Source organism: Tateyamaria sp. Alg231-49 (assembly GCF_900143535.1).
GTDB lineage: Bacteria > Pseudomonadota > Alphaproteobacteria > Rhodobacterales > Rhodobacteraceae > Tateyamaria.
In genome coordinates this window covers 1-24,157 of the sequence record NZ_FRFA01000024.1, presented here as the reverse complement: position 1 = coordinate 24,157, position 24,157 = coordinate 1, and the positions used below count along the sequence as shown (strand labels likewise).

The window sequence follows — 24,157 nt, the reverse complement described above, 5'->3', positions numbered from 1 at the left end:
AGAGCACGGGTAAGGCGGATTGAAATCCGCCTTACTTTGGTTCCGTTATTCGTCTTCCTCAGCGTCCAGGAGTTCCATGTTGAGGCCCAATCCGCGGACCTCTTTGACGAGAACGTTGAACGATTCCGGCACGCCGGCTTCAAAGTTGTCCTCACCCTTAACGATGCTTTCATAGACCTTGGTCCGGCCAGCCACGTCGTCCGATTTCACCGTCAGCATTTCCTGCAAGGTGTAAGCGGCGCCGTAAGCTTCCAAAGCCCAGACTTCCATCTCACCAAAGCGCTGACCACCGAACTGCGCCTTACCACCCAGCGGCTGCTGCGTAACAAGCGAGTATGGACCGGTCGAACGGGCGTGGATTTTGTCGTCCACAAGGTGGTGCAGCTTCAGCAGGTATTTGATGCCAACCGTAACAGGGCGGCTGAACTGCTCGCCTGTACGACCGTCAAACAGCACCGACTGACCAGAGGTCGAGAAACCAGCACGTTCCAGAGCGTTGTTTACATCCGCCTCTTTCGCACCGTCAAAGACGGGCGTGGCGATTGGAACACCGCGTGTGACGTTGCCAGCCGCTTCGACCAGCTGATCCTCGTCCATGCCGGTGATGCCTTCTTGATAAACATCATCGCCATAGGCCAGGCTCATCGCCTCGCGCACCGGTGTCAGATCGCCAGAGCGTTTGTACTCTTGCAGCGCCTCGTCGATGTTCACACCCAAACCGCGTGCGGCCCAGCCCATGTGGGTTTCAAGGATCTGACCAACGTTCATACGCGACGGCACGCCCAGCGGGTTCAGACAGAAATCGACCGGGGTACCATCTGCGAGGAACGGCATGTCCTCCATTGGCACCACTTTCGAAATCACACCTTTGTTGCCGTGACGGCCAGCCATCTTGTCGCCCGGTTGCAGCTTGCGCTTCACCGCGACGAACACTTTGACCATTTTCATCACACCCGGGGGCAGATCGTCGCCACGACGGACTTTTTCGACCTTGTCCTCAAAACGGGCATCCAAGGCACGCTTTTGCGCCTCGTACTGCTCGTTCAGGGCCTCAACCACTTGGGCTGAAGACTCTTCTTTCAGGGCAATCTGCCACCATGCGGAACGCGGGAACGCTTCCAACAGATCAGCATCGACTTTGCTGCCTGTTTTGACGCCTTTCGGCCCCTTGGCAATCTCTTTGCCCAACAGCATGTCGCCCAGTCGGGCATAGATGTTGCGGTCCAGAATGGTCAGCTCGTCGTCCCGGTCACGGGCCAGACGTTCGACTTCTTCACGCTCGATTTGCAGCGCACGTTCGTCTTTTTCCACACCGTGGCGGTTAAAGACGCGCACCTCAACGACCGTACCAAAGTCACCCGGCTTTACACGCAACGAAGTATCACGCACGTCCGAAGCTTTCTCACCAAAGATGGCGCGCAAAAGCTTTTCTTCCGGCGTCATCGGGCTTTCGCCTTTTGGTGTGATCTTGCCGACCAGAATATCGCCCGGCTCAACGTCCGCGCCGATATACACGATACCCGCTTCGTCGAGGTTGCGCAGGGCCTCCTCGCCGACGTTCGGGATGTCGCGGGTGATCTCTTCTGGCCCAAGCTTGGTGTCACGGGCGGCAACTTCGAACTCTTCGATATGGATCGAAGTGAACACGTCATCGCGCGACACACGCTCGGAGATCAGGATCGAGTCTTCGTAGTTGTAGCCATTCCACGGCATGAACGCGACGACCACGTTCTTGCCCAGCGCCAGTTCACCCATGTCGGTGCTTGGCCCATCGGCAATCACTTCGCCCTTCTGAACCGTATCACCCACCTTCACCAGCGGACGCTGGTTGATACAGGTGTTCTGGTTAGAACGCTGGAACTTGCGCATACGGTAAATGTCCACGCCTGCGTCACCCAACTCAAGGTCATGCGTGGCCCGGATCACGATCCGTGTGGCGTCGACCTGGTCGATGATGCCAGCGCGTTTGGCCATGATGGCCGCACCAGAGTCGCGTGCCACAACTTCTTCGATACCGGTGCCGACCAGCGGCGCCTCGGCTTGAAGCAGCGGAACCGCCTGACGTTGCATGTTCGAACCCATCAGAGCGCGGTTGGCGTCGTCATTCTCAAGGAACGGGATCAGCGAGGCCGCGACCGAGACCAACTGCTTTGGGCTAACGTCGATCAGGTCCACAGAGTCGACAGGCGACAATGTGTAGTCACCCGATTTCCGGGTGTTGACCATCTCGTTAATGAACTTGCCACCTTCGTCCAGCGTCGCGTTGGCCTGCGCCACGGTGTGACGCATTTCTTCGGTTGCGGACATATAGTGGACTTCATCCGTCACCTGACCTTCGTTCACGACGCGATAAGGTGTTTCAATGAAACCGTACTTGTTCACGCGGGCGAAAGTTGCCAACGAGTTGATCAGACCAATGTTCGGGCCTTCAGGCGTCTCAATCGGGCACATCCGGCCATAGTGGGTCGGGTGCACGTCGCGGACCTCAAAACCGGCACGCTCACGGGTCAAACCGCCGGGCCCAAGGGCCGACAGGCGACGCTTGTGCGTCACTTCGGACAGTGGGTTGGTTTGGTCCATGAACTGCGACAGCTGGGACGAGCCAAAGAACTCGCGCACAGCGGCAGCAGCCGGCTTGGCGTTGATCAGGTCTTGGGGCATGACCGTGTCGATTTCGACGCTGGACATACGCTCTTTGATCGCACGCTCCATGCGCAGCAAACCAACGCGGTACTGGTTTTCCATCAACTCACCAACAGACCGCACACGACGGTTGCCAAGGTGGTCGATATCGTCGATGTCGCCCTTGCCGTCGCGCAGATGCACGAGGGCCTTGATGCAGGCCACGATATCTTCGCGGCGCAGGGTACGCTGCGTGTCTTCGGCATCCAGTGCGAGACGCATGTTCATCTTCACACGACCAACGGCCGACAGATCATAACGTTCTGAATCAAAGAACAATGTGTCAAACAGCGCTGACGCCGCATCAACGGTGGGAGGCTCGCCCGGACGCATGACGCGGTAGATGTCCATGAGCGCGGTTTCGCGGTTCATGTTCTTGTCGTTGGCCATGGTGTTACGCATGTACGGGCCGACATTGATGTTATCGATGTCGAGCACGGGGATCTCGGTGATGCCAGCATCAACAAGTTCCTTGGCAGTGCCACCAATCAGAGTGCCGTCCTTGTCATACTCAAGGGTCAGCTCATCACCGGCTTCGACATAGATCGCACCGTTTTCTTCGTTGATGATGTCCTTGGCGACAAACTTGCCGACGATGTGCTCGAATGGCACGAGCAGGTCGTTGACCTTGCCCTCGTCGATCAGTTTCTTGACCGCGCGTGGGGTGACTTTCTTGCCAGCTTCGGCGATCACTTCGCCGGTTTTGGCGTCGACCAGATCATAAGTGGGACGGGTGCCGCGCACACGATCAGGGAAGAACGGAGTAACCCAACCCTTGTTCTTCTTCAGCTTGAACGTGACCGTTTCGTAATACGCGTCCATGATCGCTTCCTGGTCCAGACCAAGAGCGTAAAGCAGCGTTGTCACAGGCAATTTGCGGCGACGGTCGATACGGGCGAACACGATGTCCTTGGCATCGAATTCGAAATCGAGCCACGAGCCGCGATAAGGGATGATGCGGCAGGCAAACAGCAACTTACCGGAGGAGTGCGTCTTGCCTTTGTCGTGATCAAAGAACACGCCGGGCGAGCGGTGCATCTGGGACACGATGACACGCTCAGTGCCGTTGACGATGAAGGTGCCGTTGGGCGTCATCAAAGGCATATCGCCCATGAACACGTCCTGCTCCTTGATGTCCTTGACGGACTTGGCACCGGTATCTTCGTCGACATCAAACACGATCAGGCGCAGCGTCACTTTCAGTGGCGCGCTGTAGGTCATGTCGCGTTGCTGACATTCCTCAACATCGTACTTGGGCTTTTCCAGCTCGTACTTGACGTACTCCAGAACCGAAGTCTCGTTGAAATCCTTAATCGGAAAGACCGACTGGAAAACACCCTGGATGCCATCGCCATCCGTGGGGGTTTCTGCATCGCCGGAATTCAGGAACAGGTCATAAGAAGACTTCTGGACCTCGATGAGGTTCGGCATATCCAGAACTTCGCGGATTTTGCCGTAATACTTGCGCAGTCGTTTTTGGCCAAGGAACGTATTTGCCATGCGGTTTTCGCACTCCATCTTTGTGGCGGCCACAGTCCGGGGGGGCGGTCCGGTGCGACCTCTCAAAGACCGAAAAGAAGATCTATCCTTGCGCACCTGCCCATGGCGCGCGCCCGATCTCAATCTTTCCTAAAAAGCCGCTCTGGTAGGGGGTCCGGGGCGGCTTTTTGCGAAAGAATGGGGATATTATGTGGTGTGACTTCTCCTGCCATATCTAAGACGCAAAAAGCCGGGCGCGAATCAACGCTCCCAGCGGAAGCTCTCAGATAGGCTTTGCTTGACAAAAGCACAACCGGGCGAACGCAGAAATGTCGCAAAACATCGCCACAGGCAGGCCAAGGGCCGCAATCAGATTGTGAACCCACCCTAATGCACGAATGTCGCCTATGGCAACAAATAGACGCAATCACCACTCCTCCCCCAAAAGCGGCAGGTCAAGCGTTTCACCTCAACGCCGCCGAGCCGTGCACCAGTCCGGCGCCACAAATTTGAGTGGACCATTGGTTGGCCGCCTTCTTCAAAGCCCGCATCCTGCGCGCGGCGACACCTTTCCACCGGGCCGGTGATGATGCAGCGACGGTCGGCTTGCGCCTTTATGCGAGGTGCCGGGTCGCCATTTGGATCAATGGCATCGCACCGTGGGCCCGTCAGACCAAGATCCGCCACCCAAGCAACGAACAGCGCCAATCACCCAAGCGTTCCGGAACAGAGCAATCCAGGGCATTCTTTTCCTGACTAAATTTGTCGGATTTACATATATGACTCTTTCACTCAACTTTAACCGCACAAGCCAGCCCCCGAATCTGAGGCGAGCCAAACACCCAAAACGCACAAGGGACTGGGTAGATGAAACTCGCCTGCGAAACCGCCAAAAATACCGAGCCAGACTGGAGAGGCGCCTTGTCCAATTGCTTTGAGTTGGGTCTTCCGAGCCTCCTCAACATCGAATGGCTTATCGACAGAACCGAGCGCGACGAATGGAGCGGGCTATGGTGGTGAACGTCGCCCGAGAAACCACGGACCGCCCCGAGGATACACTGCCGGTCTACGAAGCGAGTGACCTCACACACGGCGGTGACCTCGCCCGGATCAAACACAAGGATCAGCTTTACACGCTCCGCATTACCCGTGCGGGCAAGCTGATACTTACCAAATGAACGCCATGTCCCCCCCAAATCGCGGCGGTGCCCCTGTCGGATACATCACAGAGCTTGGGCCAGTCGAAGCTGGCGCGGTTTTATACCTGCGGCTGTGGTGCGATGGACCGGATGCGCAAGCGCAGGTGTGGAATGACTTTGCAACCGCTCTCGGCGCGGAAAAGGGCCGCAAAGTCCTAAAGTCTTTCGAGACACTCTGTGATTTGTGCGTGCGACATGGGCGCCGCCCCCTGATGCGGCACCACGTGACATGCAAATGCCTCGGGGCAGATGAATCATGTTTCGCCAATTTCGTTGGCTATGCCAGCGACGGCGAACGCGAAGACGCCATGCTTATCGCCATAAACATCGTGCGCCCGGACATTGCGCCGGTTCTTGTCAGCGTCGCGCAAGACTTCGGCTTTGCTCTCAAACAGATGGCACTCAAAGCCAGCCGCCCCATCACAAAACCCAAAACCCTTCACTAACAAGGAAGTCCCTGATGAAAGCCCTCACCCTTGCCACAAGTGCCCTGGCGCTCAGCGTCGGCACCGCAGCCATGGCCGATGGACCAGCAACCAATGCGGCAGTGCTCGATACCTACGCGGACATTGCCGCCGCGAATTACACCGACAGCCTGATCACGGCCCAGCGGCTGTCGGCGGCGATTGATACGCTGATTTCCGACCCGTCGGCAGAAGCGCTCGAAGCCGCCAAAGCCGCTTGGTTGGCGGCACGCGTGCCATACCAGCAAACCGAGGTGTTTCGCTTTGGCAACGCCATCGTCGACGACTGGGAAGGCAAGGTGAATGCCTGGCCGCTCGATGAGGGCCTGATAGACTACGTAGACGCCTCATACGGCGGGCCAACGGACGAAAACGAAGCGGCTGTTCTCAACGTCATTGCCAATTCCAGCTTCACGCTGTCGGGCAAGACGGTCGATGCATCGGTCATTTCCCCTGCCTTGCTAGAAGACACTTTGCAAGAAGCCGACGGGGTCGAGGCAAATGTCGCAACCGGATACCAGGCGATTGAGTTCCTGCTGTGGGGCCAAGACCTGAACGGTCACGAGGCCGGTGCCGGAAATCGCCCGTGGACCGACTATGCCCAAACGGATGCACAGTGCACCCATGGCAACTGCGATCGCAGAGGACAGTACCTGCGCGCCGCAACCGACCTTTTGGTCTCTGACCTAGAATGGATCGTCGCCCAGTGGGCAGACACAGGTGCCGCGCGCGCCGAACTCAACGCCGATGCGGATGCAGGTATTTCCGCCATTCTGACAGGCATGGGGTCACTGTCCTACGGTGAAACAGCCGGAGAGCGGATGCGCCTTGGCGTCATGCTCAATGACCCCGAAGAAGAGCACTCGTGCTTTGCCGACAACACCCACAACGATCACTACTACAACGGTGTTGGCGTCCAGTCCGTCTACCTTGGCAGCTACACCCGCATTGACGGAAGCATTGTTGAAGGCCCTTCCCTGTCTGATCTTGTCTCAAAAACAGACGCCGATCTGGATGTCGAAATGCAGTCCAAATTGTCAGCAGCGGTGCTGGCCCTTGGCCGCATCAAGACAGCAGCCGAAGCAGGGTTCGCGTATGACATGATGCTGGAACGCGGAAACGAGGCCGGCGAAGCCCTGATCATGGGCGGCGTAAATGGTCTGATCGACCAGACACGCAGCATCGAACGTGTTGTCGCCGCGCTGGGCGCGTCGATCGAGGTTGAAGGATCCGACAGCCTCGATGATCCCGAAGCTGTCTTCCAATAAACTCTGTCACTTGGGAAGGCGCGGCAATTTCAAGCCACGCCTTCCCCACCGGATAAAGATGGTAGCCGAGTTATGCTCAAGCCACGTCTGTTGAACGTCTTGCTCACGATTGCAGTCCCAACCATGGGCACTGCGGGGCCATTGGACGAACCCCACCTGAACATCAGCCCTCGAACGCAGGCCGAAGCCGCACGGATCGCCGCGGTGACTGCGTTAACGAGCAACTTTGATAAGGCGCAGGCCTTCGAAGAAAATTCGGCGGGGGCGGCGACTGTCAGGGTCTTGCCGAATGCCAATGCGTTTTCACAGCCATCGGGAAACATCTCCTTTGAAGATGAACTGACCTTCAAGGTCGGCAACGGGTTGTTTCGCAAACTGTGGGTGTCTTCGCCCTCATCCACGCTCGCCTCGGACGGTCTGGGCCCACTTTTTAACGCCCGATCCTGCCAACGATGCCATATCAAGGACGGTCGGGGGCACCCGCCAGAAGGGCCGGATGACAACGCGATTTCGATGTTCCTGAGGGTGTCGATCCCAACCGATGACGCCGCGATGGCGCAGAAAATCAAAGGGTACATCGCAACGTTGCCAGACCCAAACTACGGCACGCAGATGCAGGATTTCAGCCTTCCCGGTCATCCAGCTGAATATCGGCTGCAAGTCGAATATGAAGAGACCGAGGTCCGACTGTCAGGCAAAGAGGCAGCGTATCTGAGACAGCCAACGTACACCGCCACAGACCTTGGATATGGCCCATTGCATCCCAACGCCATGCTCAGCCCACGTGTCGCCCCCCAGATGATCGGCCTTGGCCTGCTCGAAGCCATCCCAGCCGCCAACATTCTGACTTTGGCGGATCCGGATGATGCAGATGGCGATGGCATTTCGGGGCGGGCAAATATTGTTTGGTCGGCCGAGTTCAACCAACCCATGCTGGGCCGCTTCGGGCTCAAGGCGGGCATCCCGACAGTCAAAGAACAATCCGCCGCAGCGTTCGCCGGGGACATCGGCATTTCCAGCCCCCTTTTTCCGGCGGCTTGGGGCGAATGCACGCAAACTCAAGCGGAGTGCCAAAACGCTCCGCATGGCGATGCGGATGACAGAGGCTTTGAAATCGACGCCGCAGGTCTCGATCTTGTGACGTTCTACAGCCGCAATTTGGGTGTTCCGGCGCGGCGTGACGTTGAAAACCCCAACGTTCTGCGCGGCAAGGAAATCTTCTATGCAACGGGGTGCACATCCTGCCACCAACCGTCGTTCGTGACGCACAGACTAAAAGACCAGCCAGAGCAAAGCTTCCAACTGATCTGGCCCTATACCGACATGCTGCTTCATGACATGGGTCCCGGCCTTGCAGACAACCGGCCCGAGGCCCGCGCCACAGGCACCGAATGGCGCACACCACCTTTGTGGGGGATCGGGCTGACCGGGCAGGTATCCGGACATACCTATTTTCTGCACGATGGACGCGCCCGGTCGCTGCTAGAGGCCATTCTTTGGCACGGGGGTGAGGCCCAATCGCAGCGCGATTCAGTGGTCGACATGCCCCCCGCAGACCGCCAAGCCCTGATCAAATTTCTGGAAAGCATATGAACCGCATCCTACTCCTATCGACCCTCATTTTCGCGGCGGCGCCCGTTTTTGCACAAGACATCGACATCAAGGCCATCGTCGATGGACATGTCCTGCCCCGGTATCAATCGCTGGCCGTTGAGGCCGCCGACTTAGCGCAGAGCGCGACGACGGATTGCAGGCCAGATAGCGATACTTTGATCGCGGCCTATCACGATGCCTTTGACGCATGGATCGGCGCAAGCCACTTGCGCTTTGGCCCCTCTGAACAGGACGACCGCGCATTTGCGCTGGCATTCTGGCCCGACCCACGAGGATCGACACCCAAAGCCCTTTCAGCGCTGTTGCAAGACCAAGACGCCGCCGTCGCAAGTTCCCGTGAATTCGCGACGGTCTCTGTCGCCGCACGCGGTTTCTACGCGCTGGAGTTTCTTTTGTTCGACCCTCAGTTTTCAAACACCGCAAACGCGGACTATCACTGCGCGCTCGTGCAGGCCGTGGCCACTGACATATCGCTCAATGCCTCCGCCATCTTGGGCGATTGGGAAACCGGCTACGGCGCCCTGATGTCCAAGCCGGGAAACGACACGTACCGCACGCAAACAGAGGCCGCCCAGCAGCTGTTTACATCCCTAGCGACCGGGCTGGAATTCACATCCCAAACCCGTCTGGGCCGTCCCATGGGGACATTTGATCGGCCTAGACCCAACCGTGCCGAGGCCCGACGCTCAGCCCGTTCTCTGCGCCATGTTCAACTTTCGCTCAGGGCAACGCAGGAACTGGCCGCACTGATCTCGATAGGTCATGTTGGTGTCGACAAAGCCTTTGAGGCTGCGATCCAAAGGGCGGACACCCTTGATGACCCGGTCTTTGCCGGTGTCACCGCACCCCAGCGCCGGCTGCGCATCGAAGCGCTGCAACAAAACATCGACCTGATCCGCAACATGCTGGCCCAAGAGGTCGGCCCGGCCTTGGGCATCGCGGCGGGTTTTAATTCATTGGACGGCGATTGATGCCCAGCCGCAGATCCTTCATCGCCGGAATGCTTGCCGCCGGGATTGCGCCGAAACCAACATGGGCAGACGCCGGAAACCCCGCCTTCCTGTCCGCGGGTATGAAGCCCGACGGCAGCTACGTTCTGTGCGGACTAAGCGCCGACGCTCAAATAACCTTCGAGCGTCCGTTGCCTGCCCGTGGGCACGCCGCCGCCGCACATCCCAATTTGGCCGACGCGGTCGCCTTTGCAAGACGGCCCGGCACCTACGCGATCGTACTGGATTGCGTCACAGGGCAACAGAAAGCACGTCTGACCGCCCCCCACGACCGACACTTCTTTGGCCACGGCACCTTTTCAGCAGATGGCGACCTGCTGTTCACAACCGAAAACGACTTTGAAGCGGCCCGTGGTGTGGTTGGTATCTGGGATGCACGGCATAACTACGCGCGGATTGGTGAGTTTTCATCAGGGGGGATCGGTCCACATGACATCAAGCTGATGCCAGATGGGACATCGCTGGTGGTGGCCAACGGGGGCATCGAAACCCATCCCGAAACCGGACGCACAAAGCTCAACATCCCGACCATGCAGTCGAACCTCAGCTACCTCAGCTTCGATGGGAAACGGCTGGGACAAATGCAATTGGACCGCGCGCACCAAAAGAACTCAATCCGTCACCTCGCTGTGTCCGCGCAGGGGGACGTGGCTTTTGCAATGCAGTGGCAAGGCGATTTGACAGCGGACCTGCCTTTGCTGGGCACACATCACCTGAAAACTGAAAAAATTGCGTTCGCGGAACAGGCTTCAATCCGCAACATGAACGGCTATCTCGGCAGCGTCGCCGTTTCCAGGAATGGAAACCACATCGCAACAACGTCTCCGCGCGCAGGCATTCTCCAAAATTTCAAAGGCACTGAACTTTTCGACCAGACCGTCATAACTGATGCCTGTGGGGTCGCATCGTCGAAAACCGACTTCATCGTAACGTCAGGCACAGGTGTGGTGCAGTCGCGATCAGGTCTATCAGTGCTGCATGACGTCGCTTGGGACAACCATCTGATCGCAATTTGAACGCAGCCAGAAACTGCACACCGGCGGACCGTGAACTGTTGCGCGTTCCACCCAAAAGATCGCGCCAACCCACCGGGCAAACAAAAACGGCGGCTCCTTTCGGAACCGCCGCATTTCGTAGGATGGGCAATCTGCCCATCGACGGCTTAGGCCAGTTCGACTTCGGCGCCAGCTGCTTCCAGCTTGGCTTTGACGTCTTCGGCTTCGGCTTTGTCGACGCCTTCTTTGATCTTGCCACCGGCTTCGACCAGGTCTTTGGCTTCTTTCAGGCCAAGACCTGTGATGCCGCGGACTTCTTTGATGACGTTGATTTTCGATGCGCCTGCGTTTTTCAGGACGACGTCGAATTCTGTCTTCTCTTCTTCAGCTGCACCGCCACCATCGGCAGGGCCAGCCATCATCACAGCGCCACCAGCGGCGGGCTCGATGCCATACTCGTCTTTGAGGATGGTTTTCAGTTCTTGTGCTTCCAGCAGGGTCAGACCCACGATGCTTTCTGCGAGTGCTTTCAGATCAGCCATTGTATCAGCTCTTTCCGTTTCGATTTGTGTGTTCCAACGCGTGAGATTTTCACACGCCAATCAGACATTTGCTTACGCGGCCGCCTTGTCCTCGATAGTGGACAAGATGGACGCAATGTTGCTTGCAGGTGCGCCAATGGATCCGGCGATATTCGATGCAGGTGCGCCAAGCATGCCCGCGATGGTGCTGATAAGCTCCTCGCGCGAAGGCATTTTCGACACAGCCGTAACACCGGCCCGGTCCAGAGCGTTCTCACCCATTGCACCGCCCAAGATCACGAACTTGTCGTTTTCCTTGGCGAACTCTTCGGACACTTTGGCGGCTGCCACAGGGTCTTCAGAAAAGGTCAGAACGGTCATACCCGTCAGATAGTCAGCAATGCTTTCGCAAGGCTTCCCATCAAGGGCGATTTTGGCGAGCCTGTTTTTGGCAACACGAACGCTCGACCCGTTGTCGCGTGCACGGGCACGCAGGTCTTGCATTTCGGCAACTGTCAGACCGGCGTAGTGGGCAACCACAACGACGCCAGAGCTTTCAAAGATCTGGCCGAGTTCGTCGACCACTTTCTCTTTCTGGGCTCTATCCACAGTTTTCTCCAGTTTTTGAGGGGCGGACCCCCCGGCTCAAGTAACACCGGATCACTCCGGCGGTTTGGTCCTCGAAATACACGGGTCCAAGACCGCCAGAGGCTCAAACGGAGCATCTGGAAGAAAGGTCTGTTCCCGCCTCGGGCAGGATTTATGAGGTACGCCTCACCCACCGTCTCGGACGAAATAATAGGGCAGCCGCGAATCGCGAATGACCTATCAACGGGTCGGATAGAGGGTTTGAGGCGCGTTGTGAAGGGGGTTTGGAGTGCTTGGACTCAGTGAGCTTGGGCGATATGCGCAGAAAGCGGACTTTGAAGAGATTTGTAGACTTTGGCAGCTGTCGGCTTTGAGCCCAAAGTGGAACCTTCATTGTCGCCAAGCGAACTCCTGCTTTGCCAGAGTTTCTTAATGTCTAAGAACGGAAAAACGGGCCAATTTAAGCAAAAAGTTGCCTTTATGGCCTTTCGATTTTCAGGAAAAGGTCAGGTTGCCCTGCCCATGCAAAAGCGGCGGCGCAAAGGGCCGCCACTTAGCAATCTGTAAAGTTAAATCTATTCTAACTCTTTTTCCGACGCATCCCGGCAAGTCCGCCTAGACCGGCTAGCAGAAGCAATGCTGAAGCAGGAAGTGGTACTGGTGCGAGCTCATCTCCACTGAAAGTCGCTCCGGTAGTTACTTTGTTACCAACACCTACAGTGTAACTGAAAAAATTTGGCTCGGTATCCGCCAATGCAAAGTCTAGGACCCCGAACGTTCCAAAATTAATTTCACCTTCTCCGTCATTGTCCCAGTTCAGTTTTCCGCCACTGATAGACCCGAAAAAAGTTCTTATGGTTCCCGCACGCCCAGACCCCGTAGCGCCGCCAGTCGCACTATTGGGCGCAGAGAATTTCAGTTCAGCCGTCACTCCAAACGACTGGAGGCCTAAGTCACCATTGATTTCCCACTCAATGAACTCGGCTATCTCCAATGTGTCAGTTGAGCTGGTAGGTGTCCAAGGGAATCCGTTGTCAAGAAACGTGCCTGTAACTACTGATGTTCCAATGTCGATGTTCGGCGTTACGGTTATCGATGAAGCACCTGCATCGAATACGATTTCCGGAAACGTAGCGGCAATTGCGCTCCCGACGCTCATCGCTAATCCCAGTGCAGCAAATGTTATTGGTTTAAGATACATGATTTACCTCTGAATCTTTAGAAAGAATAGAGCGCTATTGCTCATATTTCTAAGGATGAACTTTGGCCTGACGATTGCCTAGGAAGGTCGCGGCTTTTCCTAACTTTTGCCACAATTTCCACCATTGGGCGAAAATGTCGCCCAAAATGTGTTCAATGCATCTTAGAAAAGCGAATTGTCGAATAACTTGAGGGGAAACAGTCTGCCTCTCTAATGTTTCCGCCGCAAGGTCGGCATCAAAGTCCTGCGCGATTCTCGCTTCGAGTTTTAAGCCCGCGGCATTTTACAAATCTCTGAGCCATTGCGAAACTCGGAAACAAGAAACGGCACATCTTCTTATTGATCAATCGAAATTTCTGGAAGGCGTTCTAAAACTAGACATATGGTCCAGAGCGACAGGATTTGGCCGAAAGCTCTTTTGATCCTTGGCTAGGCTTTTTCGCGGTTGTAGAAAACGGCAGCTTTGTTCGCAAGACGGTCACTAAAACAGGTTAAGGCGAAAGCGAACTTCGCCCGCACCTCGGTCATTCATGTCGGACGCAGCAAGGGTCCGCTTCGTCCACTGACCGACAGTAGCCTAGGCATTCTATCCACCATCCAATCTCCCAAGGAGCCCCCTCTCTGGTACCAGCTTCTCCACAACAAGCGAAAACCCGTCCCCCTTATCCTCTCCGTTGCATAACAACTCCTGGGCAGTTATCGCTCCGAAACACTCAGAAATGAACGCGCATTGGGGGCAACTATGATTCCGAAAGCCGAAATTCACTGCCATATCGAAGGTGCTGCCGATCCAGAATTGGTTGTGGCCCAAGCGCGAAAGTACAACGTCGATGTGTCCGACATAATTCAGGACGGGGCGTTCGTCTGGAACGATTTCTCCGAGTTCCTAAAGTGCTTTGATGGTGCCGCAGCCCTGTTTCGCACATCCGATGATTACGCTTTGTTGTCCGAAACCTATCTGACCCAACTTGCCTCGACCGGTTGCATCTATTCAGAGGTCTTCATTTCCACAGATCATGCGCGGATGATCGGCATTTCGGAACGGGACTATATCGACGGCCTGGCTGAGGGGATGACACAAGCCAAGCAAAAGCACGGCATAGAAGCGCGCATGATTGCCACAGGCCTGCGGCACGAAGGGCCGGAATCAGTGTTGCGTGCCGCGACCTACATTGCCGAAAACCCACACCCTCTTGTCACGGGGTTTGGCATGGGCGGTGACGAACGTATGCACCACCCCAAAGACCTTGCTCCGGGTTTCGATGTTGCGCGCGACGCGGGTCTGGCGATCACGACACACGCAGGTGAATTCGGTGGTGCTGACTCTGTTCGGGATTCGCTGACATATCTGAAACCAAGCCGGATCGGGCATGGCGTCCGAGCCATTGAAGACCCGGCTTTGGTCCACGAGCTTGCCGACAAACAGATCGTCTTGGAATGTTGTCCGGGTTCGAACATTGCCCTGTCTGTCTACGACAGCTTTGATGAACACCCGTTTATGGCGCTCCGGGACGCCGGCGTTCCCGTCACGCTGAATTCCGATGACCCGCCCCATTTCCATACATCGTTGGCGCGCGAATATGACATCGCCGCCACTGAATTCGGCCTGAACGAGGATGAACTGCGCGACATCACGCGCACAGCGATCAAAGCAGCATTCGTGGATGAAGACACACGCGCGACACTGCTGACGAAAATCGACGCCTAACCCTTAACTCGAACCTCATGTCGCCAGATCTTAGGCGGGCGCGACAGCATAGACACAAGGACGTCTGCCAGATCTTCGGGTACTGTTACGATGTGACTTGGCACCTCTTCGTTGGCCTCGCGCACCCCAACCATCTTGGGCCCCATAGGTTACCAAATTCTAAACCTGCCTCTGTAACCCCTTGATTTTCCTATGGCACAAATGTGTCCCAGCGTGGGACACCCCATGTGCTCAACCAAAGTGATCCTCTCGCAGCTGCCGCCGCAAAACCTTGCCCGACAGGGTGACGGGCACATCCTCCACAAATCGGATTTCCTTGGGGATTTTATAATTGGTCAGCGTCTCGCGGCAGGTCGCAAGGATCGTTTCTTCTGTCAGGCCCTCATCTGAGCGGACCACAAAAGCGACCGGCGCCTCACCTGTCTTTTCATGCGTGACCCCCACGACCCCAACCTGAACCACACCCTGCAAGGTCGAAATCACGTCCTCGATCTCGTTCGGCGCGACGTTAAAGCCTGACACGAGGATCATGTCCTTCTTCCGGTCCACAATCTCAAGGAAGCCATCTTCGTCCATGACGCCAATGTCCCCGGAATAATACCAGCCATCCTTCAGCACCTCACCCGTGGCATCGGGATTGTCGAGATAGGCCGTCATCATCGACGGAGTCTTGGCGATGACCTCGCCCGGTTCACCGACCGGCAGCTCTTGGCCCGCGTCATCAACAATTCGAACATCTGCTCCCGGGACGGGCACTCCGACCTTGCCCAGACGGTTTTGTCCCGGCGGGTTTAACGTCAAAACACCCGCCACTTCAGTCATGCCATACCCTTGCAGGATCTCGACACCTGTCTGGTCCTGCCACTTCTGGGCTACACCGGTCTGCTGGGCCGCACCGCCCGACGCGCAAACGCGAATGCCTGAGAACAGTTTGGGATCAAACCAGTCTTCGGCCATGAGCCCGGCAAACAGTGTATTGATCCCGGTGAACCAAGTGATGCGGTACTTCTCAAACGCCGTTTTGACATTCGAGGGCGGTCGAGGACTCGGAACAAGGATGCCATGGCCCCCGACTTTGAGCCCCGAGACAAACAAAAGGACAAATGCCGTTATGTGATAGAGCGGCAGGGCGACCAGCGCGACCTCTTCACCTTCCTTCAGGACATCAGCAGTCATCAACCGCGCCTGTTCTGCATTGGTGAGGACCGCGTGGTGCGTCAGGGACGCACCTTTGCTGCGTCCCGTCGTTCCGCTGGTATATTGATAAAGAGCCACCGATGTTCCAGTAATTCTTTTTGTGTAGGCTGCAACATCTGCACCGTTGCGATGCTTGCGCCCCCGCGCCAAAGCATCCGCAAGCTTGGTGTTTTGCGTCGTCATATTTGGAATGACTTTGCGCACCCGCTTGAGCACAAAAACAAGCAGCATCTTTTTGAGCGTTGGAAAGAAATCGACGATGGACAGGGTTATGACATGCTTCACCCCCGTATTCGCAACGATCTTGTCGAGTTTGTCCCCAAACAGATCGATGATGACAATCGCCTTTGCCTTACTGTCATTGAGCTGATGCTCAAGTTCGGTCGGTGTATAAAGCGGATTGACGTTGGTGCCGACGCACCCCGCCATAGAAATTCCAAGAGATGCCACACCAAAACCGATACAGTTCGGGGACATGATGGCCACCGTGTCGCCTTGAGCCAGCTTCAGGTCTTCGCGCAGGTAGGACGCAAAATCGGCCGCATGATCTCTCAGTTCAGCGTAGCTGACTGTGGTGTCAGCGCCTGTGGGCAAGATTGTCGTCAGAGCCGGTTTGTCAGCAAATTTCGCAACCGCTTGATCGATTATCTGCGGCAGCGTCTGTGCAGGCAACTTGCCCGCATCCAAGGCCTTTGCCTCATCTGAAAAATACTTGTGCCACGCCTTGTCGCCGTCCATAGTAGATATCCCCCCATCGTTTCACCTGACCCTACTACACTTTGCGGCTTTCGGTAAAATTTTGGGGCGTGTGCAATAAAAAAACCGAGCTGCTTGTGCAGCCCGGTTTCTAAACTTGTGATGTGTGTCCCGATTACTCGGTGACGGCACTGTCCACGTTGACGCTGACGCCCGGGCCCATTGTCGAGCTCAGCGATACTTTCTTCATGTACGTACCTTTGGATCCGGCTGGCTTGGCTTTGGCCACAGCACCGACAAAGGCGCGAACGTTTTCGATCAGCTTGGCTTCGTCAAAGGACGCTTTGCCGATACCCGCGTGGATCACGCCGGCTTTTTCGACCTTGAACTGCACTTCGCCGCCTTTGGCCGCTTTGACCGCAGCTTCGACGTCCATGGTTACTGTGCCAACTTTGGGGTTTGGCATCAGGTTCCGGGGGCCAAGCACCTTACCCAGACGACCCACGATAGGCATCATGTCTGGTGTGGCGATGCAGCGATCAAAGTCGATCTTGCCGCCCTGAATGACTTCCATCAGATCCTCGGCACCAACGATGTCTGCGCCAGCCTTTTCAGCTTCTTCAGCTTTGGGGCCACGAGCGAAGACAGCGACGCGAACGTCTTTGCCTGTACCGTTGGGCAGACCAACCACACCACGGACCATCTGGTCTGCGTGACGGGGATCAACACCGAGGTTCATCGAGATTTCGATGGTCTCGTCGAACTTGGCTTTGGCGTTGCCTTTGACGAGGCTTACGGCCTCTTCAACAGTGACGTCCGATTTACCTGCGAATTCTGCCCGAGCGGCAGTTGTGCGTTTTCCGAATTTTGCCATCTTACTTCACCTCGATGCCCATAGAGCGGGCAGAGCCCAGGATGATCTGCATTGCGCCTTCGATGTCGTTGGCGTTCAGATCGGCCATTTTCGCTTCGGCGATTTCACGCACCTGCGCAGCAGTCACTGTGCCGATGGTTTCGCGCGATGGCGTTTTGGCACCGGATTTCACCTTGGCGGCCTTCTTCAGATAGTAGGACGCTGGCGGCGTCTTGATATCCATCGAGAAGGATTTGTCCTGATAATAGGTGATCACGGTTGGGCACGGCGCACCGGGCTCCATGTCTGCGGTCTTGGCGTTGAACGCCTTGCAGAATTCCATGATGTTAATGCCGCGTTGACCCAATGCAGGGCCGACGGGTGGGGACGGGTTTGCCTGACCTGCTTTAACTTGCAGCTTCATCGTCCCGACGAGTTTCTTGGCCATGTGCCAATCTCCTTTTCAACTCCCGCACGTCGCGACGCCGGGATATGGTTGATGTGGTTCGGTTTGGACAACGCGTTGCCCTCGCCTCCCACATGGGATGTCACCAAACGTGACAGAGGCGCCGGATACAGCGCCTCTGGTTCATTATCAAGCCGAAAAGTTGGGGTTCCGGCCTATACGTGGATCACGGGTTACTCTTCTTCGAGAATGACGTCGAAGTTGACCCGGCTACCAGGCAGGCCAGACTCGTTAAGGGGACGTGAGTGGGCAGCGATAATGATTTGTTCGGACGGAATGCCGCGTCCAACCAGCATTGCCATCAGGGCCTTGGCTCGCAAAAGGCCAGTGCGCATGTCCTCGCGAGCCTGAATGTCCCCAGAATAGTGACCAACCACACGCAAGCGGGCATGCGGGCATTCGCTGGCCAGCGATGCGATTTGAAGCGCCGTGTCGAGGTCTTGGGACTGCAACGAAACGGAACGTGGCGCATAGAAAAGCGACGTACCAGACGCCGCACGCTCTAGCTCGGTCACGCATGTGGCGTTCGCCCATGGCTTTGCCGTACCGGGCGCGCGCGCCGCGACGCGGGTCACGTTTTCCACCACCTCAAATTCAACACGGCGGTCGTAGAACGCCCGCGACTGCGGACCCACAACGCCAGAGGGGCGACGATCGCCTGCACCTTCGGCAAAGAACATGCTGGTATCGATGCCCGACGCTGCGATCCGCTGAATCACTTGCTGCGCGCGCTGTTCACTCAGGCGCAGGTTTGCAGCAGGATCGCCGGTTGCATCAGAGTGGCCTTCGACTTTGATCCGGACACCATCGCAGGATTGCGCCACGAGGCCGATCAGGCGTCCTTGCTCCACGCCTCCTTCGTCCGCTGTGACGCCACCACTTGGAAAATACACGACTGCCTGAGATGTCAGGTTGCGCAGATCCTCCATGCAGCGCGCAGCATCTTCTGCCGCGGCCTGACCTGATGCGAACAGCTTGGCGGCAGAGTGTGGCGTCGTCAAAGCGGCCACACGATCATCGACCGGTTCAGGCTGCTTTGGTACGGCGACTGGTTCTACTACGGCAACTTCTGGCTCGGCGCGGGGTGCGGGTTTGGGCAATTCAACCAGCGCATCGGCAGAAGTGGCTTGGCGGGCGACGATCTCTTCTTTTGCATTCGCGAGCAACACAGCATCAAGGGCGGCTTGCAAACGCTCGATTTGCGCCTCTGATGCGGCAGCCGACGCAGGCTGTGGTTCCGGTGCGGCAACAGTCGGCGCGTCGTACACCGTCTTTAAATACCCCGTCCCAACGACCGCAATCACAACCGATGGCACCAGCCAAGGTAACGAGTCCTTAAAACCCTTAAAGCTCATAATATCCCCCAAGATACACTCTAACTATTGGATCAAACACCTATATGATGTGTTTATCCCTGCAATTAGGCGTGAATTGGCTGGGCCCGTCAATAGTATACACAGACTTATCCACGACTTTTTCCCGTGGAGCGTGAGTTTCGGATGTAGGGCCGCAACCCCAATCGAAGACGTGGGGATGTCTAAGGCGTTCTCGCCAAAAGCAGAGTTGTTGGAATGCATGTCCAAGCCACGGATCGGGTCCCGGCGCACAAGAAAATGGCCGGAACCCGATAAGGTTCCAGCCACTCTAACTTCTGAACGATATGCGTTTCTCTTAGGTCTGCTTGTTCACTTGTGTGAATTCCAGCTCGACCGGAGTTTCGCGACCAAAGATGGACACAGTGACCTTGAGGCGTTGGTTTTCTTCGTCCACTTCCTCGACCATTCCGTCGAAATCCTCGAACGGGCCGTCGTTGACTTTGACCTTCTCGCCAATCTCGTAATGGATCAGGGTACGTGGGCTGTCTTCGCCTTCCTGAACGCGGTTGAGGATCTGGTTCACCTCAGCGTCGCGCATCGGCATCGGACGTCCTTGTGGACCCAGAAAACCTGTGACGCGGTTGATGGAATTGATCAGGTGATAGCCTTGATCAGACATCTCCATGTGCACAAGGACGTAACCGGGCATAAAGCGGCGTTCGGTCGTGACTTTCTTGCCGCGCCGTACCTCAATGACTTCTTCAGTCGGCACCAGCACTTCGTCGATTTCGTCCTCAAGGCTGTGTTCTGCCACAGAGGTGCGGATCGTCTCGGCGATCTTCTTTTCAAAGTTCGAAAGAACGCTGACCGAATACCACCGTTTTGCCATGTGCCTTTGGTCCCTTGCCCGAAGTTCGTTTTTTGCGCCACGTGATCTGAACACGCGCCAACCTGAATTAAAAGTGGCGCGGGGCTTCGAATCGCCGCGCGCCTCAGCTTAGGTCAGGAATGCGGAATACTCCGCAGATTTTCAAAGTGCAAGAGCCCCGGGCGGCAAACGACGGGTTAGCCGAAAGAGGTCAGTATCATCTCAAGCCCGCCGCGGATCAGGATATCGACGATAGCAAAAAACACAGCCGTCAGCGCGGCAAGGATGAAAACCATAACGGTCGTCAACAGCACTTCGCGCCGCGTTGGCCAAACAACCTTGGACACCTCGGACCGAACTTGCTGGATAAACTGAAGTGGATTTGTGGTGGCCATGGCGTGAACTCGTGTCCCTATCTGCGGATTAAAGGCATGTAGCCGCCCGGTCTGGTGAATTCAAGGCAGGATTGATGCACCGTGCCTCAGATCATCGATCAGGTGTCATGCGCCATGCGCGCAAGCCTTTGGGCCATCGCATATGTGTGCGCAGCTTCCGCGCTCTCCATCGCTTGCAAATCCGGCATGTAAAGCCCGTCAACCATGCCATCCGGGAAACGGTCGAGGACACCATCCCAACGGCAGGCAAACCGATCCATGCGTTCGCGCAGCAAAACGCCCCGCACTGGATCACGTGCATCCACCCGACGCAGATACGACACAACACCTCGCCAAATCCGATCAGAGCCAAAGAGAAGGAAGAGACCGACAACACAGGCCAAAACCAGAGCACCGCTGATTACAAACCAATGCGGTCGAACAACAACCAACAGGGCAAGACAGACCAGCGCCAATTGGCGGGTGGACGGGCGAAAGGAACGAATACGACGGACCAATGGTGCAACCATGTTGACCAACTGTGCAGTCCGCTTTGGCTGTGGGGTCTCGGGCTCGGCTTCGGCAAGTTTCGGAAGGTTATCAGCGCGGCGGCGTGGTTTGGATCCGCTGCTGCGTGCAACAAAGGACCTGAGGCTTTCGCCTGGACGCCTTTCAGTGTTCCAATCCACGTCAACCGAACCGCTCTTTTGCCGTGCCAAACGCTCGGCCTTGCGGGTCGGTTTAGGCTCCTCATCCTCGGTCAACACGGCACGGATGATCGCCATTGTCTCTTCTTCGGTCGCGTGTTGCGGCTGGCCGGGAATAGGCTCGTATCTCATCAGAGAGGTCCTTAACTCATCACACTCTTCTGTCGCGCTCAAATCAAAACAGGGGCAAACAGGTTACGTCCAGCGCACGTGCGCGGATGCGGCAAAGATGCGACGCAAACGTGCGGCTCGCGTGTCAGAAATGTGTTCAAAAAATGGCACTGTATCGCGCGTGGATACAGTCCTGAGCTAATGCGAGAAACTGTGTCGGTAGCGTTCAGCACAATGGCAGACAGGCGACAACAGTTGGACAACTTCTGGTCAAAGCAATCCACGATTCGATTTTGCGGTGTTTGGTGTCGGATGAATTGGCAGGGGCATCAGGGTTCGAACCCGAGACCTACGGTTTTGGAGACCGTCGCTCTACCAGCTGAGCTATACCCCTGCGGTGCGGGCGGGATATGCGATGGCAAGATCAAGATCAAGACCTCATTCGCGCATCTCCCAGGCGGGGAAAACAAAAAGGGCCGCTCGGTTAGAGCGGCCCAATGATGGGCGGAGTTATTGTCCGCCTTGTCTTTGCACAATAGGGCGCACCTGTGGGTGCGCCCTACCTGCTTTTACTCAGTGATTTTGGAAACCACGCCGGCGCCGACTGTGCGGCCGCCTTCGCGGATCGCAAAGCGCAGACCCTGCTCCATCGCGATCGGTGCGATCAGCTCAACGCCGAAGGACACGTTATCGCCGGGCATAACCATCTCGGTGCCTTCAGCCAGCTGAACCGTGCCGGTCACGTCCGTGGTCCGGAAGTAGAACTGAGGACGGTAGTTGGCGAAGAACGGCGTGTGACGGCCACCCTCTTCCTTGGTCAGGATGTAGGCTTCGGCTTCGAACTTGGTGTGCGGCTTCACGGAAGCTGGCTTACACAGAACCTGGCCACGCTCGACAGCTTCACGGTCGATACCGCGCAGCAGGGCGCCGATGTTGTCGCCCGCTTCACCGCGATCCAGCAGTTTGCGGAACATTTCAACGCCTGTGCAGGTCGTTTTCTGGGTGTCTTTGATGCCGACGATTTCGATCTCGTCACCAACGTTGATCACGCCACGCTCAACACGACCGGTCACAACCGTACCACGGCCAGAGATCGAGAACACGTCTTCCACAGGCATCAGGAACGGCTGGTCCACGGCGCGCTCAGGCGTCGGGATGAACTCGTCAACAGCAGCCATCAGCTTGCGGATCGCTTCTTCGCCGATCTCAGGGTTGTTGCCCTCCATCGCGGCCAGAGCCGAGCCGGGGATGACGGGGATGTCGTCGCCGGGGTAGTCGTAGGAAGACAGCAGCTCGCGGATTTCCATCTCAACCAGCTCAAGCAGCTCTTCGTCGTCGACCTGGTCCACTTTGTTCATGAAAACAACCATTGTCGGGATGCCAACCTGGCGGCCCAGCAAGATGTGCTCGCGGGTCTGTGGCATTGGGCCGTCAGCTGCGTTCACAACCAGGATCGCGCCGTCCATTTGGGCAGCACCGGTGATCATGTTTTTGACGTAGTCGGCGTGGCCGGGGCAGTCAACGTGGGCGTAGTGACGGGCTTCGGTCTCGTATTCCACGTGCGCGGTCGAGATCGTGATGCCACGGGCCTTCTCTTCGGGCGCGCCGTCGATCTGGTCATAGGCCTGAAAATCGCCAAAATACTTCGTGATCGCCGCCGTCAGCGTCGTCTTGCCGTGGTCAACGTGACCAATCGTGCCAATGTTAACGTGCGGTTTGGTACGTTCAAACTTTGCCTTTGCCATGGTGTTGGCTCCTCTTTTGTCTTTGTCGGTGCGTGATGCACGCACCCTACGGGGGTGGTCGGCGGGCCCGATGGACCCCCGGGGTTAAGCGAATTTCGCCTGGATTTCGTCGCTGATGTTCTGCGGTACGGCTTGGTAGTGATCGAACTGCATGGTGAAGTTCGCACGACCAGAAGACATTGAACGCAACGTGTTGATGTAGCCGAACATGTTGGCCAGCGGCACCTGCGCGTCAATCGCGATGGCGTTGCCACGTGTGTCCTGACCCTGAACCTGACCGCGACGCGATGTCAGATCGCCGATGATGCCGCCTGTATAATCTTCAGGTGTCACAACTTCGACTTTCATGATCGGCTCGAGCAGTTTCGCACCGGCTTTGCGCATGCCTTCGCGCATACACATACGTGCTGCGATCTCGAACGCGAGTACCGAGGAGTCAACATCGTGGAATTTGCCGTCCAGCAATTCAACTTTGAAGTCGATGACGGGGAAGCCCGCCAACGGACCGGAGTCCATGACCGAGTTGATGCCTTTTTCGACGCCTGGGATGTATTCCTTAGGCACAGCACCACCAACGATGCGCGACTCGAAGGAGTAGCCTTCGCCCGGCTCTGTCGGAGAGATCAACAGTTTCACTTCGCCAAACTGACCAGAACCACCCGACTGTTTCTTGTGGGTGTAGGTGTGCTCAACTTCGTGGCCGATGGTTTCACGGTAGGCCACTTGTGGCGCACCAATGTTCGCTTCGACTTTGAATTCGCGCTTCAAACGGTCGATCAGGATATCGAGGTGCAATTCCCCCATACCACGCATGATCGTCTGACCACTTTCGAGGTCTGTTTCAACACGGAAGGATGGATCTTCGGCCGCGAGGCGTTGCAGACCCATCGACATCTTCTCTTGGTCAGCCTTGGTTTTCGGCTCAACCGCGATCTCGATCACCGGATCAGGGAAGGTCATTGTTTCCAGAACAACCTGCGCCTTGTCGTCAGACAAAGTGTCACCCGTTGTCGTGTTCTTCAGGCCCGCAAGCGCAATGATATCACCAGCATAGGCTTCGGTGATCTCGTCTTGCTTGTTGGAATGCATCAKGAC

At 56.6% G+C, this 24,157-nt stretch carries 21 protein-coding genes and 1 tRNA gene; 8 read left to right on the top strand and 14 right to left on the bottom strand.

Features of this window, described 5'->3' with window-relative positions:
• Window positions 1-45: 45 nt before the first annotated feature.
• Window positions 46-4,182: a DNA-directed RNA polymerase subunit beta gene (rpoB, locus tag DHN60_RS20675; RefSeq protein WP_108839213.1), complete on the bottom strand. Its 4,137-nt coding sequence runs from the start codon at window positions 4,180-4,182 to the stop codon at window positions 46-48.
• A 492-nt stretch (window positions 4,183-4,674) separates the two neighbouring features.
• Between rpoB and DHN60_RS20670 the strand changes: the two genes are divergently transcribed.
• The 7 genes from DHN60_RS20670 (at window position 4,675) to DHN60_RS20640 (ending at window position 10,732) form a co-directional block, all read left to right on the top strand.
• A complete protein-coding gene (locus tag DHN60_RS20670) occupies window positions 4,675-4,917 on the top strand; it encodes a hypothetical protein (RefSeq protein ID WP_108839206.1) in 243 nt (80 codons plus the stop codon).
• A gap of 254 nt (window positions 4,918-5,171) precedes the next feature.
• Window positions 5,172-5,339: a hemin uptake protein HemP gene (gene hemP, locus DHN60_RS20665; RefSeq protein WP_108839212.1), complete on the top strand. Its 168-nt coding sequence runs from the start codon at window positions 5,172-5,174 to the stop codon at window positions 5,337-5,339.
• Window positions 5,336-5,806: a hypothetical protein gene (locus DHN60_RS20660; RefSeq protein WP_108839205.1), complete on the top strand. Its 471-nt coding sequence runs from the start codon at window positions 5,336-5,338 to the stop codon at window positions 5,804-5,806. The genes hemP and DHN60_RS20660 overlap by 4 nt, the downstream gene beginning before the upstream one ends.
• 14 nt (window positions 5,807-5,820) lie before the next feature.
• On the top strand, window positions 5,821-7,092 hold the full coding sequence (locus DHN60_RS20655) for an imelysin family protein (protein ID WP_108839204.1): 1,272 nt from the start codon (window positions 5,821-5,823) through the stop codon (window positions 7,090-7,092).
• 123 nt (window positions 7,093-7,215) lie between these two features.
• A complete protein-coding gene (locus DHN60_RS20650; protein WP_234423736.1) occupies window positions 7,216-8,685 on the top strand; it encodes a di-heme oxidoredictase family protein in 1,470 nt (489 codons plus the stop codon).
• Entirely contained in the window at window positions 8,682-9,677 is a 996-nt protein-coding gene (locus tag DHN60_RS20645; RefSeq protein WP_108839202.1) for an imelysin family protein, read from the top strand. The genes DHN60_RS20650 and DHN60_RS20645 overlap by 4 nt, the downstream gene beginning before the upstream one ends.
• Entirely contained in the window at window positions 9,677-10,732 is a 1,056-nt protein-coding gene (locus DHN60_RS20640) for a DUF1513 domain-containing protein (protein ID WP_108839201.1), read from the top strand. The genes DHN60_RS20645 and DHN60_RS20640 overlap by 1 nt, the downstream gene beginning before the upstream one ends.
• Before the next feature lie 146 nt (window positions 10,733-10,878).
• On the opposite strand, the gene rplL is transcribed toward DHN60_RS20640, so the two are convergent.
• The 3 genes from rplL to DHN60_RS20625 form a co-directional block, all read right to left on the bottom strand.
• Window positions 10,879-11,253, bottom strand: a complete 375-nt coding sequence (gene rplL / locus DHN60_RS20635) for a 50S ribosomal protein L7/L12 (protein WP_108839200.1) — start codon at window positions 11,251-11,253, stop codon at window positions 10,879-10,881.
• Between the two features lie 72 nt (window positions 11,254-11,325).
• Window positions 11,326-11,841 (bottom strand): 50S ribosomal protein L10, encoded by a 516-nt coding sequence (gene rplJ / locus DHN60_RS20630; protein WP_108839199.1) that lies wholly within the window; start codon window positions 11,839-11,841, stop codon window positions 11,326-11,328.
• Between the two features lie 559 nt (window positions 11,842-12,400).
• The gene (locus DHN60_RS20625; protein ID WP_108839198.1) at window positions 12,401-13,021 is read right to left on the bottom strand and encodes a VPLPA-CTERM sorting domain-containing protein; all 621 of its coding nucleotides are present in this window, start codon (window positions 13,019-13,021) and stop codon (window positions 12,401-12,403) included.
• Window positions 13,022-13,763: 742 nt separating this feature from the next.
• Between DHN60_RS20625 and DHN60_RS20620 the strand changes: the two genes are divergently transcribed.
• Complete coding sequence (locus tag DHN60_RS20620) at window positions 13,764-14,729, top strand: adenosine deaminase (RefSeq protein ID WP_108839197.1); 966 nt, start codon at window positions 13,764-13,766, stop codon at window positions 14,727-14,729.
• A 231-nt stretch (window positions 14,730-14,960) separates the two neighbouring features.
• Here DHN60_RS20620 and DHN60_RS20610 read toward each other — a convergent pair whose 3' ends face one another.
• The 10 genes from DHN60_RS20610 to DHN60_RS20565 all read right to left on the bottom strand — a co-directional run.
• Window positions 14,961-16,664 (bottom strand): AMP-binding protein, encoded by a 1,704-nt coding sequence (locus tag DHN60_RS20610; protein WP_108839196.1) that lies wholly within the window; start codon window positions 16,662-16,664, stop codon window positions 14,961-14,963.
• A 133-nt stretch (window positions 16,665-16,797) separates the two neighbouring features.
• Window positions 16,798-17,496, bottom strand: coding sequence for a 50S ribosomal protein L1 (rplA, locus tag DHN60_RS20605; RefSeq protein ID WP_108839195.1), 699 nt, complete (start codon window positions 17,494-17,496; stop codon window positions 16,798-16,800).
• A 1-nt stretch (window position 17,497) separates the two neighbouring features.
• A complete protein-coding gene (gene rplK / locus DHN60_RS20600; RefSeq protein WP_108839194.1) occupies window positions 17,498-17,923 on the bottom strand; it encodes a 50S ribosomal protein L11 in 426 nt (141 codons plus the stop codon).
• Between the two features lie 191 nt (window positions 17,924-18,114).
• Window positions 18,115-19,296, bottom strand: coding sequence for an OmpA family protein (locus DHN60_RS20595; protein ID WP_108839193.1), 1,182 nt, complete (start codon window positions 19,294-19,296; stop codon window positions 18,115-18,117).
• A 316-nt stretch (window positions 19,297-19,612) separates the two neighbouring features.
• The gene (gene nusG, locus DHN60_RS20590) at window positions 19,613-20,146 is read right to left on the bottom strand and encodes a transcription termination/antitermination protein NusG (RefSeq protein WP_108839192.1); all 534 of its coding nucleotides are present in this window, start codon (window positions 20,144-20,146) and stop codon (window positions 19,613-19,615) included.
• 176 nt (window positions 20,147-20,322) lie between these two features.
• Complete coding sequence (gene secE / locus DHN60_RS20585) at window positions 20,323-20,520, bottom strand: preprotein translocase subunit SecE (protein WP_108839191.1); 198 nt, start codon at window positions 20,518-20,520, stop codon at window positions 20,323-20,325.
• Window positions 20,521-20,618: 98 nt separating this feature from the next.
• Window positions 20,619-21,338, bottom strand: a complete 720-nt coding sequence (locus tag DHN60_RS20580) for a hypothetical protein (protein WP_159089323.1) — start codon at window positions 21,336-21,338, stop codon at window positions 20,619-20,621.
• 297 nt (window positions 21,339-21,635) lie between these two features.
• Window positions 21,636-21,711: transfer RNA gene (locus DHN60_RS20575), tRNA-Trp, on the bottom strand.
• Window positions 21,712-21,886: 175 nt separating this feature from the next.
• Complete coding sequence (tuf, locus tag DHN60_RS20570; protein WP_108839189.1) at window positions 21,887-23,062, bottom strand: elongation factor Tu; 1,176 nt, start codon at window positions 23,060-23,062, stop codon at window positions 21,887-21,889.
• A gap of 84 nt (window positions 23,063-23,146) precedes the next feature.
• Window positions 23,147-24,157: elongation factor G (locus DHN60_RS20565; RefSeq protein ID WP_368773173.1), on the bottom strand; the 1,011-nt coding region annotated here is incomplete at its 5' end.

What these genes read in the sequence shown, in the direction of transcription:
- rpoB (WP_108839213.1), bottom strand. Translation starts at nt 4,182, where the DNA reads ATGGCAAATACGTTCCTTGGCCAAAAACGACTGCGCAAGTATTACGGC.
- hemP (WP_108839212.1), top strand. Translation starts at nt 5,172, where the DNA reads ATGGTGGTGAACGTCGCCCGAGAAACCACGGACCGCCCCGAGGATACA.
- DHN60_RS20660 (WP_108839205.1), top strand. Translation starts at nt 5,336, where the DNA reads ATGAACGCCATGTCCCCCCCAAATCGCGGCGGTGCCCCTGTCGGATAC.
- DHN60_RS20655 (WP_108839204.1), top strand. Translation starts at nt 5,821, where the DNA reads ATGAAAGCCCTCACCCTTGCCACAAGTGCCCTGGCGCTCAGCGTCGGC.
- DHN60_RS20650 (WP_234423736.1), top strand. Translation starts at nt 7,216, where the DNA reads ATGGGCACTGCGGGGCCATTGGACGAACCCCACCTGAACATCAGCCCT.
- DHN60_RS20645 (WP_108839202.1), top strand. Translation starts at nt 8,682, where the DNA reads ATGAACCGCATCCTACTCCTATCGACCCTCATTTTCGCGGCGGCGCCC.
- DHN60_RS20640 (WP_108839201.1), top strand. Translation starts at nt 9,677, where the DNA reads ATGCCCAGCCGCAGATCCTTCATCGCCGGAATGCTTGCCGCCGGGATT.
- rplL (WP_108839200.1), bottom strand. Translation starts at nt 11,253, where the DNA reads ATGGCTGATCTGAAAGCACTCGCAGAAAGCATCGTGGGTCTGACCCTG.
- DHN60_RS20625 (WP_108839198.1), bottom strand. Translation starts at nt 13,021, where the DNA reads ATGTATCTTAAACCAATAACATTTGCTGCACTGGGATTAGCGATGAGC.
- DHN60_RS20620 (WP_108839197.1), top strand. Translation starts at nt 13,764, where the DNA reads ATGATTCCGAAAGCCGAAATTCACTGCCATATCGAAGGTGCTGCCGAT.
- DHN60_RS20610 (WP_108839196.1), bottom strand. Translation starts at nt 16,664, where the DNA reads ATGGACGGCGACAAGGCGTGGCACAAGTATTTTTCAGATGAGGCAAAG.
- rplA (WP_108839195.1), bottom strand. Translation starts at nt 17,496, where the DNA reads ATGGCAAAATTCGGAAAACGCACAACTGCCGCTCGGGCAGAATTCGCA.
- rplK (WP_108839194.1), bottom strand. Translation starts at nt 17,923, where the DNA reads ATGGCCAAGAAACTCGTCGGGACGATGAAGCTGCAAGTTAAAGCAGGT.
- DHN60_RS20595 (WP_108839193.1), bottom strand. Translation starts at nt 19,296, where the DNA reads ATGAGCTTTAAGGGTTTTAAGGACTCGTTACCTTGGCTGGTGCCATCG.
- nusG (WP_108839192.1), bottom strand. Translation starts at nt 20,146, where the DNA reads ATGGCAAAACGGTGGTATTCGGTCAGCGTTCTTTCGAACTTTGAAAAG.
- secE (WP_108839191.1), bottom strand. Translation starts at nt 20,520, where the DNA reads ATGGCCACCACAAATCCACTTCAGTTTATCCAGCAAGTTCGGTCCGAG.
- DHN60_RS20580 (WP_159089323.1), bottom strand. Translation starts at nt 21,338, where the DNA reads ATGAGATACGAGCCTATTCCCGGCCAGCCGCAACACGCGACCGAAGAA.
- tuf (WP_108839189.1), bottom strand. Translation starts at nt 23,062, where the DNA reads ATGGCAAAGGCAAAGTTTGAACGTACCAAACCGCACGTTAACATTGGC.